Raw genomic sequence first — 19,053 nt, 5'->3', positions numbered from 1 at the left:
ATAAACCCAAAAGAAAAAAGAGCAAAGGAGTGTCGCCCGTGATAGCAGACCTGTTCGACTGTTTCTTTTTCGACCTCGACGGCGTGCTGTACGTCGGGGGTGAAGCCACGCCGGGAGCTGCCGAGAGCCTCGATACGCTGAGAAGCATGGGAAAGACCGTGCGGTTTCTGACGAACAACCCCACCACTCGGGTGAGGATAGCCGACCGCCTGCGGGGGCACGGTATCGCCGCCGATATGGACGAGATCGTCACAGCCGGTTCGGCCACGGCCAAGTACCTCGCCGAGCAGGGAATCACCAGGGCATGGGTTATCGGCGAATCGGGGCTTCACAAGGAGGTGGAGATGGCGGGAATCCTCGCCGCAGGCGAAAAGGACTGCGAAGCGCTCGTTCTGGGCTGGGATGAGACCGCCACCCTGGCCATGGTCCGCCGGGCGGCCCTGGCCGTTCGGAACGGGGCGCTCTTCGTGGCCACGAACATCGACCGGACCTTCCCCACGGCGGAAGGACCCGTAGCAGGGGTAGGCGCCCTGGTGGAGGCAATCCGCACGGGGTCGGGCAGGGATCCCGTGGTGGTGGGGAAGCCCTTTCCGCCCATGTTTGCCGAGGCCATCGACTCGGCAGGTTTTCCCAGGGAGCGGACCGTCATGGTGGGCGACACGCCCGATGTGGACATCCTGGGCGCCCACCGGGCCGGCATCTCCGCCATCCTCATGGGCGAAGCCCTTCATTCCGGAGAGGGGGATTTCAGGCGCCCCGACGGGTACATATCCTCCCTTCCCGACCTTTTCTCGCCTGCGGGAACCTGCGGCAGATGGTCCCTTCCAAGGACGGAGTGACCATCCTCGCGGATCCGGCCGGGATTCCTCCGGGGAAAAAAATCCTCATGTCGGCTATCAATCGGTTTATCTCCTCTTCAAGAGCCTTTGCCGGGGGAAGAATTTCGTCCGCCGGATAGTGTCTTTTCGCAGAAGTTTCTCGATCTCCTCCGAGAGGAAACAAACCGGCCCCAGGCCGACGGCGGGGAACACTCCCCCTGAGTTCCGCCCCGGCCCCTTACCCGCAGCCGGCGCCGGATCGGAACGGAGTTCAGCTCATCGATGCCAGGAAATACCCGGCGACGATGGACACTGCCCAGAGAATACTGCCGAAGAGCATGCCCCCCGCTCCCGCTTTCTTCATCACGGAACGGTGGAGGCCGAACCCCACCATGTAGAGGGCTGCGGCCATGAACACCTTCCCCGCCGAAGCGAGGCTTTTGAAGAGGGCCGGGAAGGGAAGCACCGACGCGGCAACCGACGCGAGAAGAAAGAGGACGATGAAGAGGGGCACCGAGAGTTTCCCCTTTTCTCCCTGCCGGAGGGAGAGGACAAAGACGATGGGAGTGATCCACAAGGTCCGGGTGAGCTTCATGATGGTGGCCGTGGACAGTGAGGCGTCCCCGAGAAAGGCGGCGGCTCCCACCACGGAACTCGTGTCGTGGATGCTGAGGGCGCACCAGATGCCGTACTGTTCAGGGGAAAGAGACATCCCCCGGGCCAGCAGCGGAAAGACGAAGAGGGCCACGGTGTTCAGCAGGAAGACCACGCCCATGGCAACACCTATCTCCTCGTCCCGGGCCTTTATCACCGAGGAGACGGCGGCAATGGCGCTGCCGCCGCAGATGGAGGTGCCGAAGGTGATGAGTTTCATGGTGTTCCCTTCGAGGCGGAAGAACCGGAGCAGGAAGTACCCCAGGGAGATGATCACGCCGAGGCTCACCGCCGTCTGCCGGACTCCCTGCCCCCCCACGGAGATCACCTGGCCGATGTTCAGGCCGAACCCGAAGAGGACCACCGCCGTGTTGAGGGCGAGCTTCCGCATTTTCCCGAGGCCGGACGGAGCTGCCGACGGCACCGTATTGCTCACCGCCGCTCCGAGAAGCAGGGCGATGCCCACCGCCCAGGTCTTCGTGGCCGGAAGGATGGCCAGCAGCGCTGCGACGGCGAGAAAGAGAAGAAACGGGGCGTTCGTTCGCTTCAATTCCATAAGGGATTACCTCCGCCCGTCCTCCGGAAACAGTTCCGGGTCGAAATATTTCTGGTAGTGGAAGAGGGCGGGCATGCCTCCCGTATGGATGAAGAGGACCTTTTCTCCCTTTTTGCAGAAACCCTGTCGGATGAGGTCGATCATTCCGGCGAAAGCCTTGCCTGTATAAACGGGATCGAGCAGGATGGATTCCATCCGGGCCAGCAGGACCACCGTCTTCGTCATGGCGGGGGTGGGCAGGGAATAGCCTTCACCCACATAACCGTCGAAGCACTGGATGAGGCCGTCGGGGAGATGATCTCCGATCCCGAGAAGGGCGGCCGTCTCACGGGCGACCTTTTCGACGAGAGGAACCTGCAGGGAATTCGGCCGGCTGATGTTGATTCCCGTGAGGGGAATCCCCGAACGGTTGCCCCAGAGCCCCACGGCCAGTCCTGCGTGGGTGCCGGAGCTGCCGCTGGTGGTGAAAATCCGGTCGAAGGAGACGCCCTTCCGGAACGACTGGGAGAGAATCTCCTCGGCACAGGCCACGTAGCCCAGGGCTCCCACGGCGTTGGAACCCCCGCCGGGAATAATGTAGGGCTTCCTGCCCGATGCCCTGAGTTCCGCTGCGGTCGTTTCCATTTCGGCGGTCATGTCTGCTCCTCCGGGGACCACCCGGATGGAGTCCACTCCCATGAGCTGGAAGAGGAACATGTTCCCCGAGGCTCTCTCGGAATAGGTGCCGGGGACCCTCTCCTCGATGACGAAGTGGCATTCCATGCCCTCCCTGCGGGCTGCGGCGAGGGTGAGGCGGCAGTGGTTCGACTGGGGGGCACCGCAGGTGATCACGGCGTCCGCTCCCTTCTCAAGGGCCTCAGCCATGAGGAATTCGAGCTTCCTGGTCTTGTTGCCCCCGGGGAAGAACCCCAGAAAATCATCTCTCTTGATCCATATCTCGGGGCCGTCGAGATATGCGGACAGCCTGTCGAGCCTTTCCAGAGGCGTTTCTCCTTCGGTGTACCTGCGGCGGGGAAAACGGGCGAGATTCACTTTTATCCAGCTCCTTTAATTAATAAAAATCGAATCTGTCATAAACAGTATACCTTACAGAGGGACAAAAAGAAAAACGTCTCTCCCGGACAGGACAGCCGGGAGAGACGCCGAACAATGCTCGTATAAGAGGAGCTAGGCCGCCCCTTCCTCCAAGGATTTCGCGAGGATGTACATCTCGCCGCTTCCGCTGGAGGTCTGAAGCCGGCCCGTAATCCGGACCGGTGAGCCTTCGCCCTTTCCGCGGAGCCATTCCTGCAGGACTGGATCGAAGACCCGGACAGGAAGGAAGCTCGTCCGCTCCACGCCGTCATACCCGAGGCTCGGGTGCTTCAGCGAAAATCTCAGGTAGACGCCGTTCCGGTTTCTTCCGGCCATGTCGCCCTTGGGAAGGTGGATCGATCCGGTAACCGTGACAGAATTCTCGAAGTTCAACAAAACCCAACTCCTTGTTCGTTATTGATCCCCCCGTCATCAAGGGGTACAGAGAAGAATACCACTCGTTAGCCTTTTTCGCAAATTTTTCTTTATTCCCTAAATCCGCAGGCAGCGGGGAGTGTCACCAGTGCTCGCTTGGGCCGCCGGTGCAGATTGTCGTCCTTGACAACTGCACCTGAAACCGACATCCGTGTCGGTTTCTCGGCCCGGGCGCTGTGCCCGGCGACACTCCCTCTGCCTGAAAAACCTGCGGATTTAGGTATTCCCTGAATCCGCAGGTAGCGGGGGTATCCGACCAGGCGGGTGTCGAAGTTCTCGTCGCCGCCCAGTTTCCATTTCGGGGCATGCTCCGCCGGGTCGGAGGCCTTTTTGAGGCCGAGCCCACCGCCTTTCTCACTCCGGGGATCATATCCTCGCCCCCTTCCGGACCTTCACTTCGATGATGGACGGTGTAGGAACCTCAAAGGCCGACTCCAGCGCCTGTCCGATACCCGCGCCCCCTTCGGGAGCGAAATAGGGAATCCCGTAGGCTCCCGCCAAGACCCGAAAATCGGGGTTCCAGTGATCCACGGCGATCCTGGGGCCGCCGTTCCTGTCCTGGGTGCGGCGGATTTCGCCGAAACCGCCGTCGTTCCAGAGCACCACGGGGAGGCAGATCTTCTCCTGGACCCCCACCGCAAGCTCGGGAAGGGTGAACTGGAATCCTCCGTCTCCGGTGAGGACCGCAACCCTGCGGTCCGGGAAGGCGCACCTGGTCCCGAGGCCTCCGGGGAGGGCCGCTCCGAGGGCGCCGAAGCCGACGGGATGGAGAAACGTTCTGGGCCGGGAACAGGGATATTCGCTGATAGCGCAGTACGCCGCCCCCGTCATGTCCGCCCAGAGGATACCGTCGCCGCCAAGGGCCCCCGCAAGCGCCGAGACGGTGTCATACAGCAGGGGAAGCTCCTCTTCCACGCCGAGAACGGAACCGAGGGCCTCCCGGCATTCGCCGAGAAGGGCCGTCCTGCCGGGAAAGGAGATGTTTCCCCTGTCGTTCACCGCTTCCGCAAGCATGGGGACCACGTCCTCGCACCTGCCCCCGAGGAACAGTCCTTTCCGGGACGAGGCGAAGCCGCCGTCCGTGTCTACCGAGATCATCCTGTCGGGGAAGGGAAATTCCTCCTCCCACAGGTCCGCGGGGGAAAGCTCGGTTCCAAGGGCGAGGATGCAGTCCGAATTCCGCAGCAGCTCCTTCACCGCCGGGAAATGGAGCCGTGCACCGAGGCAGAGGGGGTGATTGTCCGGGAGGATACCCTTCCCCGCCGACGTCAGCACCACCGGAGAGGAGAGCTTCTCCGCCAGCGACCTCACCGCTTCAGCGGCTCCCGCGGCACCTCCGCCGGCGATGATGAAGGGCGACCGGGCTGCCGACAGGCTCCCGGCAGCTTCGCCGACAAGCCCTTCAGAAAGAGGGTACCCCTCCCGGCGCACCGGTTCTCCGCCGGGCAGGCCGCAGGGTTCGTCGAGATAGTCCAGGGGAATCTCCACGTGCACGGGCCCCGGCCGTCCCTCGACGGAGAGTCTGAGGGCCTGTTCCACAAGACAGGGAATCTCCTCCGGGGACGATGCCCGGAAGGAGCCCTTGGTGACCGAGGAGGACATGACGGTGGAATCCCGAAGTTCGTGAAGGTAGCCGGAACGGCCTGAAAGAAACCGCGAGGGAATCTGGGTGGTGACGGCCACCATGGGAACTGAATCGTGAAAGGCCTGGCCGAGAGGCGTGAGGATATTGGTGAGTCCGGGTCCGGTGATGGCGAAGACCACTCCCGGTGTTCCCGTGGATTTGCCCCATCCGTAGGCCATGAACCCGGCCCCCTGTTCGTGGCGGGTGGTGATGTGCCTTATGGGGCTTGTTGAGAGACCTTTATAAAGAGAAAGGTTGTGAATGCCCGGTATGCCGAAGAGAACGGACATGTTCATGCGCTCCAGGACCCGGACGGCTGTTCTTCCGCCGGTATTCCCTGCCATTGAATCGACCTCCTGATTTGAAATGATGGTGTTGTACGAAACGGGACGCCCCCGGAGGGAGAGCGTCCCGATGAAAACGGTGCGGGAGAATGAGAAAAAGACAATGAAATCCCGGCGACGGCGTTTTTCGGAAAAAAGAGCAGATTCGAATCAGGGAACCGGATAGAGTCAGAATTGTTCCGGCACCGGGATCACCCAGTCTCTATCCCTGATGCACCACACCATCTGCACGCACTGCAATGCGCGTCCCCAAGCAACCTTTCGGCCCGCTGGACGGAACGGGGAAGTCCTTAAACCAGAACTTCGATGGCGGTCACGTTGATGTACATCTCGCCGCTTCCCAGGGATGAGCGCACATCCCCATGCACTCTTACAGGCACCCCTTCCTTCAGGTTCTTCATTTCTTCCTGGATGCGGGGATCATAAATCCTGGCGAGAAGAAAGTCCTTTCTGACGCTCCCATCCGTCCCCGGCGTGTCCTGGCGCACCGAAAAGGGTATGTATTTCTTCGGCTTGCCGGCGCCTGCCTCGACGCGGATCAGATGGAGCGTCCCCGAAACCGTCACGATGTTCTCCGTCAGCATCCGGACATCAACTCCCATTCCCCGAAAGTGTGTGTTGCCTCTGCCTGGAAACCTCGTCATCATCCTGTTCTTGACATAACAGGTTCATATTGTACCTTTTTCTCCCCCGTTTGTCTCCCGTCTTTTCCATGTAAATGCTTTGTGCATCCTGTCTTCTATCCTTCAATCCCAAGCCGAAGGAGGGTTTCCTCCAGGGGAGCGCCGGTTTCCCTGTCCCATCCCCTGGCGTCGTAATATTCGTTCAGCATGAGGTCGTAGTTCCGGACAGCGCTTTCCGGGCTGCCGGCATATTTCCCGAAGGCAGGCAGGGACCGTGCCCTGTCCGGAAGACGGTCCTGCTCTCTTCCAAAACCCTCCCGGCAGTTGAAAAGGCGCTGAAGGTTCGTCACCCGCTCCGCCGTCTCCAAAAGATCCTCGCCCGTCACGTTCCATCCCGTCAGCGCCGAGAGCATGGCCGCATATTCCCTTGGGGTAATGCCCACGTACATGTAAAACTTGCAGGTTCCGAGGATATCCGGGAGGGCCCCTCCGTCCTGCAGGATCCTGGTCGCCTCGCCCTTTCCTTCCTCGTCCCACCGGCCGAACCGTTTCGGGTCGGGCAGGCCGAAAGGGATCAGCCCGAAGTCGGTGTGGGCGCAGTCGTAAGCCACCGTTTCAAGGGGATGGATGTGGCACATGCCCCGGTTGCCCGTGCCGTAGCTGACAGCAAGGGTCTTGCCGGCCCGGGGGTCGTGGCAGGGACCCTCCAGGCCCTTCACGTGGACGGCGAACCGCTCCGCCCCTCCGCCGATCTTTTCCGCCGCTCTCCTGACGCCGCCGGCGAGAATATCGCCGATGCCTTCCCTGAGGGCAATCATCTCCACAAGCCGGGGAAGGACGGCGCCGTTCCCCCACGAGAGGTCCAGCCCCCCCGCTGCCTCCGGTGAGACCAGGCCCTTCTCCGCGCACTCGAACAGGAAGCCGATAACCGCTCCGGCGGAGATGGTGTCCACGCCGAGCTCGTTGCAGAGATACCCGCAGTGCACGGCACAGTCCACATCCTCGTTGAGGACATAGGCAGTAAAAGATCCCACGGTCTCGTACTCTCCGCCGTCGTGTTCGGGGGTCTTCCAGGGGCCGTTCTCCACGCGGACCTTCCTCCCGCACTTCATGGGGCATCCCTTGTAGCAGCCGGTGGAGGCAACCTGGTTTTTCCCGAAGAAATGGGAGGAAACCGCCTCCCCCTTCCCCCAGGAGTTGGACTGCCAGTTTTTCGTGGGAAGGTCCCCGATCCGGTCGGAGTTCTCGTACCCTCCCATGGTGCCGAGTTCCGTAAATCCCGGCGTATTGGGGCTTTCCTTCACGATCCCGTGGGCTGCACGCACCTCCCGCATCCAGGCGGCTGGGTCGGCGGGGGCGATTCTCCCTGTCCCCTTCACCGAGACGGCGGCCACGTTCTTCGAACCGAGGACGGCTCCCGCACCGATGCGCCCTGCAGCCCGGTGCCCCACCATGACGGAGGCGAAAAGCACGCCCTTTTCTCCCGCAGGGCCGATGGTCAGGACGGAATGCCCTTCAAGACCGTCCTGTTCCCTCACGAGCTTCTCTCTTTCCAGCACCTTCCTCCCGGTGAGAAAAGATCCGTCCCGGAGTACCACGCTGTCGTCGGTGATGACGATGTGCACGGGACTATCCGAGATTCCGGAGAGCACGACGAAATCGTACCCCGCCCGCTTCAGCTCCGGTCCGAAGTCGCAGCCGACCCTGGCCTCGCCCCACCCCCCGGTGAGGGGAGACTTGCAGCAGACCGACAGGCTTCCGCCGCCCGGAACGCCATTGTCCGTGAGGGGACCGGTGGCGAGAATAAACAGGTTTTCCGGACCCAGGGGGTCCGCTCCGGGAGGCACCCCGTCGTAGAGGAGACGGGCGGCATACCCCGTTCCTCCAAGCCAGGGCCGTATGGTTTCAGCTGAAAGTTCCTTCCGGGAAATCCCGCCGGACGTGAGGTCGATCCACAAAATCGTGCCGGCGTAGCCGAACAGTTTTTCCATGAGGGCAGCTCCTTTTCTCCTTTTACCATACCAGACGGCGCCGCGAAGTCTCTCGGCAGGCCAAACGCCCCGTCCGGACCCCGGACGGGGCGTTTGGGCCTGCCGAGACTGAGGACTTCGGGGCACAGAAGGCTCATTCCACGTCAGCTTCGGTCCTCGGGCGATGGACGTAGACGCTGCACGGGGCATTGGCCACCACCTTCGCCGCCACGCTGCCCAGGAAGAACCGCTCCATGGCGCCCAGCCCCCGGTGACCGACCATGATCATGGACGCCCCGTTCTCCTCGGCGAACTTCACTATCTGATCGTAGATCTTTCCGGATCTCACCGAAATGGACATTCTGGGAATGGTCTTCCCGAGGGCTTTTATTTCCTCTTTGATGAACTCCTCGAACTGCGCCTTTACCTCTTCGTCGGACGGCGGGACAACCACCGTCCCTTCCCCGTAGAACACTGGCTTATACTCCGAAAGGTCGATGACATGGAGAAAGAGCATTTCGGCATCCGGTTCGCGATTTGCGTAATGGATGGCGTAATCCACCACGCCCCTGCTGGCCTCGCTTCCATCGATCGCCACAACGACTTTCTTCATCTGAATCCCTCCTTCGCCGCCCGGGAAAGGGGCGGGCAAATACCTGATTCCACCAGCCTTGGAAGGTTCTCCAGAAGTAATTATACCACAAGATTCCGTACCTCGATTGAATTTTTAGTTTATTTAATCCCTCCGCCGAAACAGACTGAGGGAACCCCGTTTCACCGTCCGTTCCATTTTCTCCAGGCTGAAATTACCCTGAATATACCCGCTATTTTCGGTGAGGCTGGTCATTGTGAATCGTTCCGCAGGTTTTCGCGCTGCCTTTTCTTCTCTTCTTTTTTGTTTGCGGCGGGTTCCTGCCGACCCTGCGTTTGCCCAGGATGATGCCACGAACCCTATCAAGCTCATCCTGGACGCTTCCGGGAGTATGGGGGCAAAACCCGGCGGCAGCACCCATGAATACTCCTTGGTCCCCGGTACCTACCATCAGGGTAAAGGAAGAAGAGAAACGGGAAATATGGATACGGGACATCGAACAGGCGAAAAACGACACGTTTTCAAAGGAAGTTACGTTAAAAAAAGACTGATTCCTTCCACTGACTCCGAAACCGGACAGGGGGCACCTCTATGGCGCCCCCCGATTTTTTTCCGTTCAGGACTTCCCATCCTTCCTGGCCAGCCCGGCGAGAAAATCGCCCCCGGCCTGGCAGAGCTGTACCAGGAGGATGAGTACCGCCACGGTGGCGAACATGACGTCCAGGCGGAAACGCTGATAACCGTAACGGATGGCCAGGTCGCCCAGTCCGCCGCCTCCCACCGCCCCGGCCATGGCCGAGAAACCGATGAGACTCACCACCGAGAGGGTCAGACCGGAAAGAATGGCCGGGAAAGCCTCGGGAAGGAGCACCTTCCGGATGATCTGCCATGACGTGGCTCCCATAGCCTGGGCCGCTTCCACCACTCCCCGGTCCACTTCCCTCAGGGCTCCCTCCACCACCCGCCCGACGAAGGGAGCGGCGGCGATGGACAGGGGCACGACGGCCGCGGCGGTGCCGATGGACGTTCCCGCGATCAGCCGCGTTACCGGGATCAGAAGCACCATGAGGATGATGAAGGGTGTTGACCTTGCGGCATTGACCACCGCCGACAACAGACCGTTCAGCACCCGCCTCTCCAGGAGCCCTCCCTTCGACGTCACGTGAAGGACCACGCCCAGCGGCACTCCGGAAGCGAACGCTATGGCCGACGATGCCCCCACCATGAACAGAGTCTCCCCGAGAGCCTTAAACAGCAACGCTGATACCTGAGCCCACATGGCCGATCACCTCCACTTTCAGGTCGAGCGCCCTGAGATAGCCCAGCGCCCCGCTTTTCGCCCTTTCGTCCCCTGAGAGCCGGATCACCAGGGTGCCGCAGGGGACGTTCCGTATATGGCCGATCCTGGCCACGAGGATGTTCACATCCACCTCGAAGCGGCGGATCATCCCGGAGATTACGGGATCGGCGGCGATATCGCCGAAGAACTGAAGCTGCAGGACAGGGTCTCCCGACCCATGGATTCCCGGACTGAAATCGAGCCCGGCGAAGGTCTCCGGCAATTCCACTCCCATCACGTCCCGGAGCATGTCCAGGGTGACCTCAGCGCGGGGATCGGTGAAAATGTCCAGCACGGGCCCCCGCTCGACGATACTCCCCTTGTCGATTACAGCCACGTCGGTGCAGATCTCCCGGATGACGTTCATCTCGTGGGTGATCAGGACGATGGTGAGGCCGAGCCTGCTGTTGATATCCCTGAGAAGAGACAGGATCGACCGGGTGGTGAGGGGATCCAGGGCTGACGTGGCCTCGTCGGAAAGAAGCACGTCCGGCCTGTTGGCCAGTGCCCTGGCGATTCCCACCCTCTGTTTCTGGCCGCCGGAAAGCTGGGAGGGATACCGGTCCCGCTTGTCGGCAAGGCCCACAAGGTCGAGCAGTTCGTCGACTCTCCCCGCAATATCCTCCCTGCGCCATCCCGCCAGTTCCAGGGGAAAGGCCACGTTCCCGAAGACCGTGCGGCACGACAGGAGGTTGAAGTTCTGGAAGATCATGCCGATCTTTTTCCGGGCCTGCCGGAGCTCCCCTTCATCCAGGGCGGTGAGTTCCAGGCCGCTCACGGCGACCGAGCCGCAGTCCGGACGCTCAAGGAGGTTCACGCACCGGACGAGAGTGCTCTTTCCGGCGCCGCTCCGTCCGATGATCCCGAAGATGGAGCCGTCGGGAATTTCAAGGTCAATATTGCTCAAAGCCTTCAACCGCTTTTCCCCGGCGCCGTAGGTTTTCGTCACGCCCTTCAGGAGGATGGCCATGTCCGAACCTTCCCTACCAGGCGGGAATGAAGCCGCCCTTGTATCGCTCCAGCATGAACTTCGCGGTCTCTTCCGTCCGGTAGGCCTCCACGAGCTTTTTCACCAGGGGATTGTCCCTGTCCTCCTCCCGGACGGCGATCACGTTGGCGAAGGGGGAGGTTTCGGCATCCTCGAGCAGGATCGCGTCCTTCAGGGGGGACAGGCCCGCCTCCACCGCGTAGTTCACGTTCACGGCGCCGATGTCCACGTCGTCCAGAACCCTGGGAAGTTGGGGAGCCTCGATCTCGATAAACCTGAGATTTTTCGGGTTTTCCACGATGTCAAGCACCGAGGCGGTATACCCCGTTCCTTCCCGCAGCTTAATGAATCCTTTCTTTTCCAGCAGGACCAGGGCCCTGCCCACGTTTGCCGGATCATTAGGAACGGAGACCTTCGAACCATCCTTCAGGTCGTCGATGGTCCCTATTTTTTTTGAGTAGAACCCCATGGGGCAGACCACGGTCTTGGCCACAGAGACAAGCCTGTATCCCCGGTCCCTGTTCTGGGTGTCGAGAAAGAGCTGGTGCTGGTAGGAGTTTGCGTCGATATCTCCCTGGTCGAGGGCGGCGTTTGGGGTGATGTAATCGCTGAAGGGAAACACCCTGAGGTCCACGCCTTCGTTCTTCAGTCTCTCCGCCAGGAATTCCAGTATTTCGGCATGGGGCCCCGAAGTCGCCCCGACCTTCAGGGGAACAAGAGCGGCGGCTTCCGCCCCTGCGGCTGTGAAAACGGCTATGGCTGCTGCTGCGCACAGTGCTGCGATTTTTTTCATTCTCTTTCCGTCCTTTCGTCCTGTACTGACATCTTTCGGACTCGTCCGTCCGGCCCGAATGCCATCGTCCGCTTCTTTCATGTCGCTCATGCCGTCGTCATCGGCCATTGCATCCCCTCCTTCCAGGATAAAAAAAACGGGACCCCCCTTGAGCTGCGGGGATCCCGTTCCGGCAAATCAGCGCACGATGTCAGCCGCCGACCCTTCCCGGAGGAGATCCGCCGTTGCCGCACATCATCATGGTGAACATATCGCAGAATCCGTTTCTGATGGAACCGGTCATGGTGATTCCTCCTTTCCGTCGGGCCGGGGGACCGACAAAAAATAAAAACATCTTCGGGAATGCTGGAAGAGGCGTCGCTGGTTCATTCAGCCTCGATCATCTTCCAGGGAAACCTGCAGGAACCGGCACCCTTCCGCAACCTCGCGGAGGTTGCCGCAGCTTCACAGGGCCTGTCCCTCCGTCGCTCCGGATGATTCGATTCAGTATTCAGGTATGACGGAGATTATAGGCTACCTCCGCCGGATCTGTCAACAGTCCGATTTCAACCTAAATCCGCAGGCAGCGGGAGTGTCACCGGTGCTCGCTTGGGCGGGGGGTGCAGATTGTCGTCCTTGACAACTGCACCTGAAACCGACATCCGTGTCGGTTTCTCGGCCCGGGCGCTGTGCCCGGCGACACTCCCTCTGCCTGAAAAATTTGCAGATTTAGGTTCAACCTAAATCCGCCGCAGGGGACGGCAGAGCGGCAGCGGTGAGCAGAAAAAGAGCGGCTGCCGCAAAAACGGCAGTTTTTCTCATGAGGGACACTTCCCTTCGCTGGTGTTTTTTCCGGGACTCAGACCCTTTCCTCGAACTCCTTCTGGTAGACCTTACCGGACCCCATCATGACGCTGATGAAGTTCAGGGAGGGGATATTCTCGCAGATGATCTTTATGATGGCGGCGATGATGGTGGAGATGAGGGCGCCCGCCACGCCCCAGATGAGGCTCCAGAAAAGCAGGGAGATGAGCACCGCGACTGGGCTGAGGTTCAGCCGGTCTCCCATGACCTTGGGGGTTATGAAGTTGCCGATTGTCACCTGGATGGTCAGGAGGACCAGGGCGGTGACGACCGCAGGCATGTAGCTCGGGTAGAACTGTACCAGCGCCACCAGGATCGGGGGGATTGAGGCCACGATGGATCCCACCGTGGGAATAAAGTTCAGGATAAAGGCCAGCAAACCCCAGGTCACCGCAAAGTCCACCTGGAGGAATTCAAGGGCGAACCACACCAGGAATCCCGTCACGGCGCTGATGAAGGCCAGGGCGCTCAGGTACCGGCCGATCTGGAAGGAGATGGTGCCGAGGATGCGTTTTACCTTTTCCGCGGTGCCGGGAGAGAAGGCCTTCTGCAGCTTGTAGTCGAAATAGGGGGCGCCGAGGAGCAGAAACACGAGGAACACGATCACCATGACGAGCTTTGAGACAATGGTGACGAAGGAACCGGACAGCTCGAGAAGGTATCCCCTGACAGTGACGCCCCAGTTGATGGACAACCAGAAGTCAGGCGGAAGGTCAAAGTTCACGGTAAGCGACTTTCCTATATCAAGAAGCCTGGCATAGTATTTCGGAAAGGCCTCTGTGAAGGTGAGAATGCGGGCGTTGAGGAAAAGAGCCCCGAGAACGCAGACGCCGAAGAAGATGGCCAGGACGACGATGACGTTGATGAACGTCGGGATTTTCAGCCGCGAGAGGAACCGCACGATAGGGCCGAAGATGTACGACAGGAGCCATGCGATAATCAGCGGAATGAACACCGCCTGGGCGAAGTTGAGGACCAGCCCCGTGGCCACAATGGAGATGATGCTTACGAGACCGATGATGATCTGGACATTCCCCACAGTATCCACTCCCTTGATAAAAAGGCTTTTTCCATATCCTATTTTACAGGAGGATAGGCATTTTGGAAGAAGGTTTTTCCGTTTCTTCGGAAAAATTGCAATCGTACAGGATATAAGAAAGGATGACCCGGTCCTCCATAAACAGGACGAAGGGGAGCGGAAAAGCCCGCAGGCATTTCCGCTCCCCTTCGTTTCGTTTCACGATTGTTTCCTACAGGCCCCGGTCTGCCTCCAAAATGGCACGGGCAAGAATGTCCGCTCCCCTGGCAAGATCTTCCGGGGTCGTATACTCCTCTTTCGAGTGGCTGATGCCGCCCGCGCTCGGCACAAAAATCATTCCCGCCCTGGTGATCCGGGCCATGGGGTTCGCGTCGTGGGATGCGCCGCTCGGCATGCGCACCCAAGAGACTTTCGTCTCCTCGCAGACGGCTTCCACTGCCGTCTGGAGAAACGGATCGAGATCCACGGCCCCTTTCCAGACCACGGGCTCCATGGAGACGGAAACGTTCTTCCTTTTTTCGAGGAAGGAGCGGAATTTGGTGGCGATCTCGTCCATGACGGAATCCTTCAGCGAACGGATCTCGAGGAGAAAGTCCGCTCTTCCCGGAACGATGGCCACGGCCCCGGGACGGAGGGAGAAGACCCCCACATTGCAGACAAAGTCATCCCTCGTATCCGTCCAGGCATACCACTCGGCGAGCAACTCCGCGGCCTCTCTCATGGCGTCCTTCCGCTCTTTCATGGGCGTGGTGCCCGCGTGGTTGGCCTCGCCGTCGATCCTGACGGCGTACCTGCTGATGCCCACGATACCCGTGGGAATGCCGACGGAGATGTTCCTCCGCTCGAGGTAGGGACCCTGCTCGATGTGAAGCTCGAAGTAGCAGGCGATCCGCCCAGGGTCGGCCTTCGCGGAACGGACTTCTTCCGGCGTCAGACCCACCCTTGCCGGCCTTTCGGCCGGCAGGGGCTCATCCAGCAGTCCGGCAAAGGCCCTGCTCCCGAAGGTACCTCCCATCTCGCCCCCCTCTTCGCCTGTGAACCCGGCGACCACAAGAGAGTGGCGAAGGGGAAGCTTCTTTTCCCGGATGGTCCGGGCTGCCTCCAGGGCCGCCATCACGCCCAGGGAACCGTCGTACTTTCCTCCCCCGGGCACGGCATCCAGGTGGGACCCCGCATATATGGCAGGCAGGGAGGGATCGCTTCCCTCCAGCCTGCCGAAAAGATTTCCGACCCCGTCAACGGTCACGGCGAGCCCTGCCTCCTTCATCCTGTCCTCCACGAACTTCCTGGCCGCCTCGCAGGAAGGGGAAAAGGCGGGGCGGTCCATGCCCTCCCCGTCCACCCAGCCTATACGGCCGAGGGCTTCCAGATCCGCGAGGAAACGGTCTGCGGAGATGATCACGGGACTATACCGTGGGGATCCCCAGCTCCTTGAGGATCCTGGCGATTTCCTTCCTCGTCTCCTCGCCGGCTGGAAGGATGGGCAGGCGGGGCAGTCCCCCCTTGAAGCCGACCATGTCCATGGCTGCCTTCATGCCGCCGATGCCGAAGCGGCTGGTGACGGCGGCATTGAGGGGAAGGAGGGCGAGTTGCATCTTCCGGGCTTTCTCAATATCGCCCTTTTCGAAGTTCTCCTGGATTTCGGCGCAATAGTCGGGAACCACGTTGGCCACCGCCAGGGTTCCGCCGACACCGCCGAGCAGGAGGGTGGCGAGAAGATAGCTTCCTGAGCCGGCGAAAACAGAGAAGCCCTCGGGAGCCTTCGCGAGCACTTCGGAAATCTGGACGATGTTGCCTCCGCTGTCCTTGATGCCGGTGATGTTGGGGTGGGCGGCGAGCTTCAGGGTCAGGGACGAGGGGACGTTCACCCCGGAGTTGCCGGGCATGTTGTAGATCATCACGGGGATGGGAGAGGCGTCGGCGAGCATGGTGTAGAAATTCCCGAGGGCGGCCTCGTGCATGTCCTTCTTGTAGTAGTTGGGGGTCACGACGAGGGCCACGTCGGCCCCGACAGCGGCGCATTCCTTCGTAAGCTGCAGAGTCTCCTTGAAGGACTCGCAACCCGTTCCGGCGATGACCATTTTTTCCGCCGGAAGGTGGTTTCTCGCGGTCTCCACGAGCTTCACCTTTTCCTCGTGGGAAAGCAGGGTGAACTCGCCGTTGCTGCCCAGCACCACGAGGCCGGACAGTTTCGTTGCGCCGAAGGCCACCGTGTTCTCTGCAAAGGTCGAATAATCCACCTCTCCGGAAGCGTCGAAGGCGGTGGCGATGGGGGCGAAAATTCCACGGACTTTTTTCATTTGGTTTCTCTCCTCGTCAAAAATATATGATATTCCGTATATGATACTTCAAAACCTGGCGAACCGGAAGATGGTCTCCCGGCACTTTGCCCTAAACCCGCTTGAAGCTGTTTACTTTTTGGTCCGAAAAATGTTGTCCCCACCTAACAATGGCGGAAGGGGCGTGAAATAGGCTACAATAGGACTGCCCCCGGGAAAGGGATAGCTGCCGCATTGTGCGGACCCCCGCCGGGAGCGGATTCGCATTCATTTTCGGGGAAAGAGTCACATTCCAGGAGTGGAGGGGAAATATGAGAAATTTTTTTGAGGAACTTCTCGGGATGCTTGAGAAGGGGGCAAGGAAGGAACAGCGGTTCGACGGCGAGGAGTGGGGAACGCCTCCGCCAAGGGAGAGGAAAAAACTGAACCTGGGGTTTTTCAAGTATGCGGTTCTCCTGATCGTGGCCGCCCTGGTGGCCTACCAGGGATTCTACATCGTTCCCGCCGGGTCCCGGGGCGTGGTCTTCCGGCTGGGAAGGGTCTCCGGGGTGGCTGACCAGGGTATCAACTTCAAGCTGCCCGTCATCGACCTCGTCACCATAGTGAACACGGAGCAGATCCAGCGTTTCGAATACGGCTACAGGACGGTGAATCCGGGGCCGCCGGCGACTTTTGCCGACCGGCCCGACGAGTCGAAGATGCTCACCGGGGACAACAAAATCGTGGAGATCGACTGGGTTCTCCAGTTTCAGGCGGGAGACCCGGTCTCCTTCGTGGTGAACCTCCCCGAGGACAGGGCTTTTCGTGAGAAACTGATCCGGGACGTGGCGGAGTCGACGCTCCGGGAAGTCATCGCCTCAAGACAGCTCGACGACGTGCTCACCACAGAAAAAGAGGCCTCCCAGACGGAGGCGAAGAAGCTCATCCAGGAAAAGCTGGACTTCCTCAAGACCGGTGTGTTCATCCTGGCGGTCCAGTTCCAGGACGTGAATCCGCCGAAAGCTGTCCAGGCGGCCTTCAGCGAGATCAATACCGCGAGGGCCGAACGGGAACGTTTGATTCTCGAGGCGGACAAGTACTCCAACGAAATACTGTCCAGGGCGGAGGGAGAAGCAGACAAGATCCTCAACGAAGCCGAGGCCTACAAGTTCCGCCGCATCTCCCTGGCGGAGGGCGAGGCGGCAAGGATCAGGTCCCTTCACGGGGCCTACAGGGAAAACCCTGACCTGGTGCTGAACAACCTCTGGCTGGAGAACATGGAGAAGGTCTGGCCGAAACTGAAGGTGTTCATCGTGGACGCCGGGGAGAACGCCCTCCAGGTGCTTCCCCTGGAGCAGTTCTTCAAATCCGCGGGAGCGACGTCTCCCGACGGGGCACAGTAGGAGGGAGCCGGGATGAAAAGAAAACTGTTTTTCCTCGCGCTGTTCGCGGTTTTGCTGGCGCTTTCGGGATGTTTCTACATCCTCCGGGCCGACGAGCAGGCAGTGGTCCTGAGGCTGGGAAAGGTGAACGCCACCCGGACCGATCCTGGAATATACTTCAAGCTTCCCTTTGTCGACCAGCTCACGAGGTACTCGAAGAAGCTGATAGAATACGACGCCGACCCGGTGGCGGTGGTCACCAGCGACAAAAAAAACCTGGTGTTCGATACCTTCGCCCTCTTCCGGATCTCAGAACCTGAAACCTTCTTCCGGAGGGTGCGCACGGTGGGTTCCGTCCAGCAGCGGCTTGACGACTCCATTTACTCTGCTGTCCGGATCGTGTCCGGGCGGCTCACCCTGGATGAACTGGTGAAGGACAGGCGGCAGTATGCCATCGAGCAGGGCACCCTCATCGCCCAGGAACAGTCGAAGGAATACGGTGTGGAAATCCTGTCGGTGGCATTCAAGCGGGTTTTCCTGCCCCAGGACAACGAACAGGCGGTCTACCGCTCCATGCAGGCGGAACGCAACCGTGTAGCGGGACAGCTCCGGGCGGAAGGCCAGGCGGAGGCCATTACCCGCAGGTCCATCGCCGACAGGAAGGAAGTGGAGATGATCGCCGAGGCGAGAAGAAAGGCCGAGGAGATCAAGGGACAGGGGGACAGCACCGCCCAGGACACCCTGGCGAAGGCCACTTCCGAGGCGAAGGACCTTTACCTTTTCATCAAGACCATGGACTTTTACCAGAACACCCTTCCGGGCACCCCGATCCTGCTCCGCCCGGGAGAAGGAATCCTGAAGTACCTCAAGGGCGTGGGAACACCGCCGGCGAGGAACGAGTAGAAAAGCGGCAGCAACCAGGCGCTGCCGAGGAGGAAGACTGCGCTCCTGCCTGTACGGAACCATTGTCTCATGTTCTCAGGACGCAGGTTTATGCGGTGACCTGCTTTCCTTCACTTTTTGCTACCGCACGTTGATTAATTATACGAGGAGGAGGAAGAATGAACGAATTCACACCCTGGCACAACGAGACCCTTGGAAAAAAAGTTGCGGAGGCCCTGAAGAAAAACGGGTTTGAAGCGGAATACTGCCCCTCCGCCGCCGCGGCCGCGGACAAGATCCTGGAGCTCATTCCCGAATCTGCGTCTGTGGGCTTCGGCGGCTCGTGGACAGTGAAAGCCCTTGGCCTTCAGGACAAACTGGCGTCCCGGGGGAACACCATTCTTGACCATGGAGCCCCCGGTCTCTCCAATGAGGAACGCATGGAGGTCAGGAAAAAGCAGCTCACCTGCGACGTGTTTCTCTCCGGAACGAACGCCGTCACCCTTGACGGGCAGCTCGTCAACAGGGACGGGAACGGGAACCGGGTGGCCGCCATGATCTTCGGCCCGGGAAAGGTTATTGTCGTTCTGGGGACGAACAAGATCGTGAAAGACCTAAACGCGGCCGAGGAGCGGATTCGGATGGTCGCCGCTCCTGTGAACAACAAAAGGCTCGGCCTGCCCAATCCCTGCACCCAGACGGGGCTCTGCATGGACTGCCGGACCGGGACGAGGATCTGTAACGTCACCACCATCATCAGCAGGCGCCCGGGATCCACACCATTCCACGTGTTCGTCGTCGGGGAAGAACTGGGCTTCTAACGCTCCCCTGTGAGCGGA

18 protein-coding genes and 1 riboswitch are annotated in these 19,053 nt (G+C 60.4%); of the genes, 5 read left to right on the top strand and 13 right to left on the bottom strand.

Translation table 11 applies throughout. The features are described 5' to 3' along the window. On the top strand, positions 1 to 839 hold an 839-nt coding region (locus tag JMJ95_RS10810), incomplete at its 5' end, for an HAD-IIA family hydrolase (protein ID WP_290685224.1). Between the two features lie 250 nt (positions 840 to 1,089). Here the strand turns inward: JMJ95_RS10810 and JMJ95_RS10805 are convergent. The 7 genes from JMJ95_RS10805 to JMJ95_RS10775 form a co-directional block, all read right to left on the bottom strand. Then, complete coding sequence (locus JMJ95_RS10805) at positions 1,090 to 2,028, bottom strand: putative sulfate exporter family transporter (protein WP_290685223.1); 939 nt, start codon at positions 2,026 to 2,028, stop codon at positions 1,090 to 1,092. Positions 2,029 to 2,034: 6 nt separating this feature from the next. After that, positions 2,035 to 3,060, bottom strand: a complete 1,026-nt coding sequence (locus tag JMJ95_RS10800) for a D-cysteine desulfhydrase (protein WP_290685222.1) — start codon at positions 3,058 to 3,060, stop codon at positions 2,035 to 2,037. A 135-nt stretch (positions 3,061 to 3,195) separates the two neighbouring features. Further along, positions 3,196 to 3,495, bottom strand: coding sequence for a DNA-binding protein (locus JMJ95_RS10795; RefSeq protein ID WP_290685220.1), 300 nt, complete (start codon positions 3,493 to 3,495; stop codon positions 3,196 to 3,198). A gap of 408 nt (positions 3,496 to 3,903) precedes the next feature. Beyond that, a complete protein-coding gene (locus JMJ95_RS10790; RefSeq protein ID WP_290685218.1) occupies positions 3,904 to 5,505 on the bottom strand; it encodes a thiamine pyrophosphate-binding protein in 1,602 nt (533 codons plus the stop codon). Positions 5,506 to 5,795: 290 nt separating this feature from the next. After that, positions 5,796 to 6,089, bottom strand: coding sequence for a DNA-binding protein (locus tag JMJ95_RS10785; RefSeq protein WP_290685216.1), 294 nt, complete (start codon positions 6,087 to 6,089; stop codon positions 5,796 to 5,798). A gap of 155 nt (positions 6,090 to 6,244) precedes the next feature. After that, on the bottom strand, positions 6,245 to 8,119 hold the full coding sequence (locus JMJ95_RS10780; protein WP_290685215.1) for an aldehyde ferredoxin oxidoreductase family protein: 1,875 nt from the start codon (positions 8,117 to 8,119) through the stop codon (positions 6,245 to 6,247). Positions 8,120 to 8,252: 133 nt separating this feature from the next. Continuing rightward, positions 8,253 to 8,711 (bottom strand): universal stress protein, encoded by a 459-nt coding sequence (locus JMJ95_RS10775; RefSeq protein WP_290685213.1) that lies wholly within the window; start codon positions 8,709 to 8,711, stop codon positions 8,253 to 8,255. A gap of 398 nt (positions 8,712 to 9,109) precedes the next feature. Between JMJ95_RS10775 and JMJ95_RS10770 the strand changes: the two genes are divergently transcribed. After that, positions 9,110 to 9,241: a hypothetical protein gene (locus JMJ95_RS10770; protein WP_290685212.1), complete on the top strand. Its 132-nt coding sequence runs from the start codon at positions 9,110 to 9,112 to the stop codon at positions 9,239 to 9,241. A gap of 65 nt (positions 9,242 to 9,306) precedes the next feature. Here JMJ95_RS10770 and JMJ95_RS10765 read toward each other — a convergent pair whose 3' ends face one another. From JMJ95_RS10765 to JMJ95_RS10740, 6 genes are all read right to left on the bottom strand, one after another. Continuing rightward, positions 9,307 to 9,969, bottom strand: coding sequence for a methionine ABC transporter permease (locus tag JMJ95_RS10765; RefSeq protein WP_290685210.1), 663 nt, complete (start codon positions 9,967 to 9,969; stop codon positions 9,307 to 9,309). Continuing rightward, positions 9,938 to 10,999 carry a methionine ABC transporter ATP-binding protein gene (locus JMJ95_RS10760; protein WP_290685208.1) on the bottom strand — a complete coding sequence of 354 codons (1,062 nt, stop codon included), beginning with the start codon at positions 10,997 to 10,999 and terminating at the stop codon, positions 9,938 to 9,940. The genes JMJ95_RS10765 and JMJ95_RS10760 overlap by 32 nt, the downstream gene beginning before the upstream one ends. A gap of 13 nt (positions 11,000 to 11,012) precedes the next feature. After that, positions 11,013 to 11,918 (bottom strand): MetQ/NlpA family ABC transporter substrate-binding protein, encoded by a 906-nt coding sequence (locus tag JMJ95_RS10755; RefSeq protein WP_290685206.1) that lies wholly within the window; start codon positions 11,916 to 11,918, stop codon positions 11,013 to 11,015. Positions 11,919 to 12,186: 268 nt separating this feature from the next. Then, positions 12,187 to 12,290, bottom strand: a riboswitch (SAM riboswitch). Between the two features lie 358 nt (positions 12,291 to 12,648). Beyond that, positions 12,649 to 13,692: an AI-2E family transporter gene (locus tag JMJ95_RS10750; protein WP_290685205.1), complete on the bottom strand. Its 1,044-nt coding sequence runs from the start codon at positions 13,690 to 13,692 to the stop codon at positions 12,649 to 12,651. A gap of 211 nt (positions 13,693 to 13,903) precedes the next feature. Further along, positions 13,904 to 15,094, bottom strand: coding sequence for a M20 family metallo-hydrolase (locus JMJ95_RS10745; RefSeq protein ID WP_290685203.1), 1,191 nt, complete (start codon positions 15,092 to 15,094; stop codon positions 13,904 to 13,906). Positions 15,095 to 15,098: 4 nt separating this feature from the next. Then, the gene (locus JMJ95_RS10740; RefSeq protein ID WP_290685202.1) at positions 15,099 to 15,992 is read right to left on the bottom strand and encodes a dihydrodipicolinate synthase family protein; all 894 of its coding nucleotides are present in this window, start codon (positions 15,990 to 15,992) and stop codon (positions 15,099 to 15,101) included. Between the two features lie 290 nt (positions 15,993 to 16,282). Here JMJ95_RS10740 and hflK point away from each other — a divergent pair, with 290 nt between their 5' ends. The 3 genes from hflK (at position 16,283) to JMJ95_RS10725 (ending at position 19,035) form a co-directional block, all read left to right on the top strand. Continuing rightward, positions 16,283 to 17,353, top strand: a complete 1,071-nt coding sequence (gene hflK, locus JMJ95_RS10735; protein ID WP_290685200.1) for an FtsH protease activity modulator HflK — start codon at positions 16,283 to 16,285, stop codon at positions 17,351 to 17,353. A gap of 12 nt (positions 17,354 to 17,365) precedes the next feature. Beyond that, positions 17,366 to 18,235 carry a protease modulator HflC gene (gene hflC / locus JMJ95_RS10730; protein ID WP_290685198.1) on the top strand — a complete coding sequence of 290 codons (870 nt, stop codon included), beginning with the start codon at positions 17,366 to 17,368 and terminating at the stop codon, positions 18,233 to 18,235. 158 nt (positions 18,236 to 18,393) lie between these two features. Next, complete coding sequence (locus tag JMJ95_RS10725) at positions 18,394 to 19,035, top strand: lactate utilization protein (protein ID WP_290685197.1); 642 nt, start codon at positions 18,394 to 18,396, stop codon at positions 19,033 to 19,035. Positions 19,036 to 19,053 lie beyond the last annotated feature (18 nt).

The sequence above is a fragment of the Aminivibrio sp. genome, from assembly GCF_016756745.1.
GTDB lineage: Bacteria > Synergistota > Synergistia > Synergistales > Aminobacteriaceae > Aminivibrio.
The sequence above is the reverse complement of the archived record's forward strand: the minus strand, read 5'-3'. Positions and strand labels throughout refer to the sequence as shown.

Coding starts and splice junctions, on each gene's coding strand:
- JMJ95_RS10805 (WP_290685223.1), bottom strand. CDS start 2,028: ATGGAATTGAAGCGAACGAACGCCCCGTTTCTTCTCTTTCTCGCCGTC.
- JMJ95_RS10790 (WP_290685218.1), bottom strand. CDS start 5,505: ATGGCAGGGAATACCGGCGGAAGAACAGCCGTCCGGGTCCTGGAGCGC.
- JMJ95_RS10785 (WP_290685216.1), bottom strand. CDS start 6,089: ATGCTGACGGAGAACATCGTGACGGTTTCGGGGACGCTCCATCTGATC.
- JMJ95_RS10780 (WP_290685215.1), bottom strand. CDS start 8,119: ATGGAAAAACTGTTCGGCTACGCCGGCACGATTTTGTGGATCGACCTC.
- JMJ95_RS10775 (WP_290685213.1), bottom strand. CDS start 8,711: ATGAAGAAAGTCGTTGTGGCGATCGATGGAAGCGAGGCCAGCAGGGGC.
- JMJ95_RS10770 (WP_290685212.1), top strand. CDS start 9,110: ATGAATACTCCTTGGTCCCCGGTACCTACCATCAGGGTAAAGGAAGAA.
- JMJ95_RS10765 (WP_290685210.1), bottom strand. CDS start 9,969: ATGTGGGCTCAGGTATCAGCGTTGCTGTTTAAGGCTCTCGGGGAGACT.
- JMJ95_RS10760 (WP_290685208.1), bottom strand. CDS start 10,999: ATGGCCATCCTCCTGAAGGGCGTGACGAAAACCTACGGCGCCGGGGAA.
- JMJ95_RS10755 (WP_290685206.1), bottom strand. CDS start 11,918: ATGGCCGATGACGACGGCATGAGCGACATGAAAGAAGCGGACGATGGC.
- JMJ95_RS10740 (WP_290685202.1), bottom strand. CDS start 15,992: ATGAAAAAAGTCCGTGGAATTTTCGCCCCCATCGCCACCGCCTTCGAC.
- hflK (WP_290685200.1), top strand. CDS start 16,283: ATGAGAAATTTTTTTGAGGAACTTCTCGGGATGCTTGAGAAGGGGGCA.
- hflC (WP_290685198.1), top strand. CDS start 17,366: ATGAAAAGAAAACTGTTTTTCCTCGCGCTGTTCGCGGTTTTGCTGGCG.
- JMJ95_RS10725 (WP_290685197.1), top strand. CDS start 18,394: ATGAACGAATTCACACCCTGGCACAACGAGACCCTTGGAAAAAAAGTT.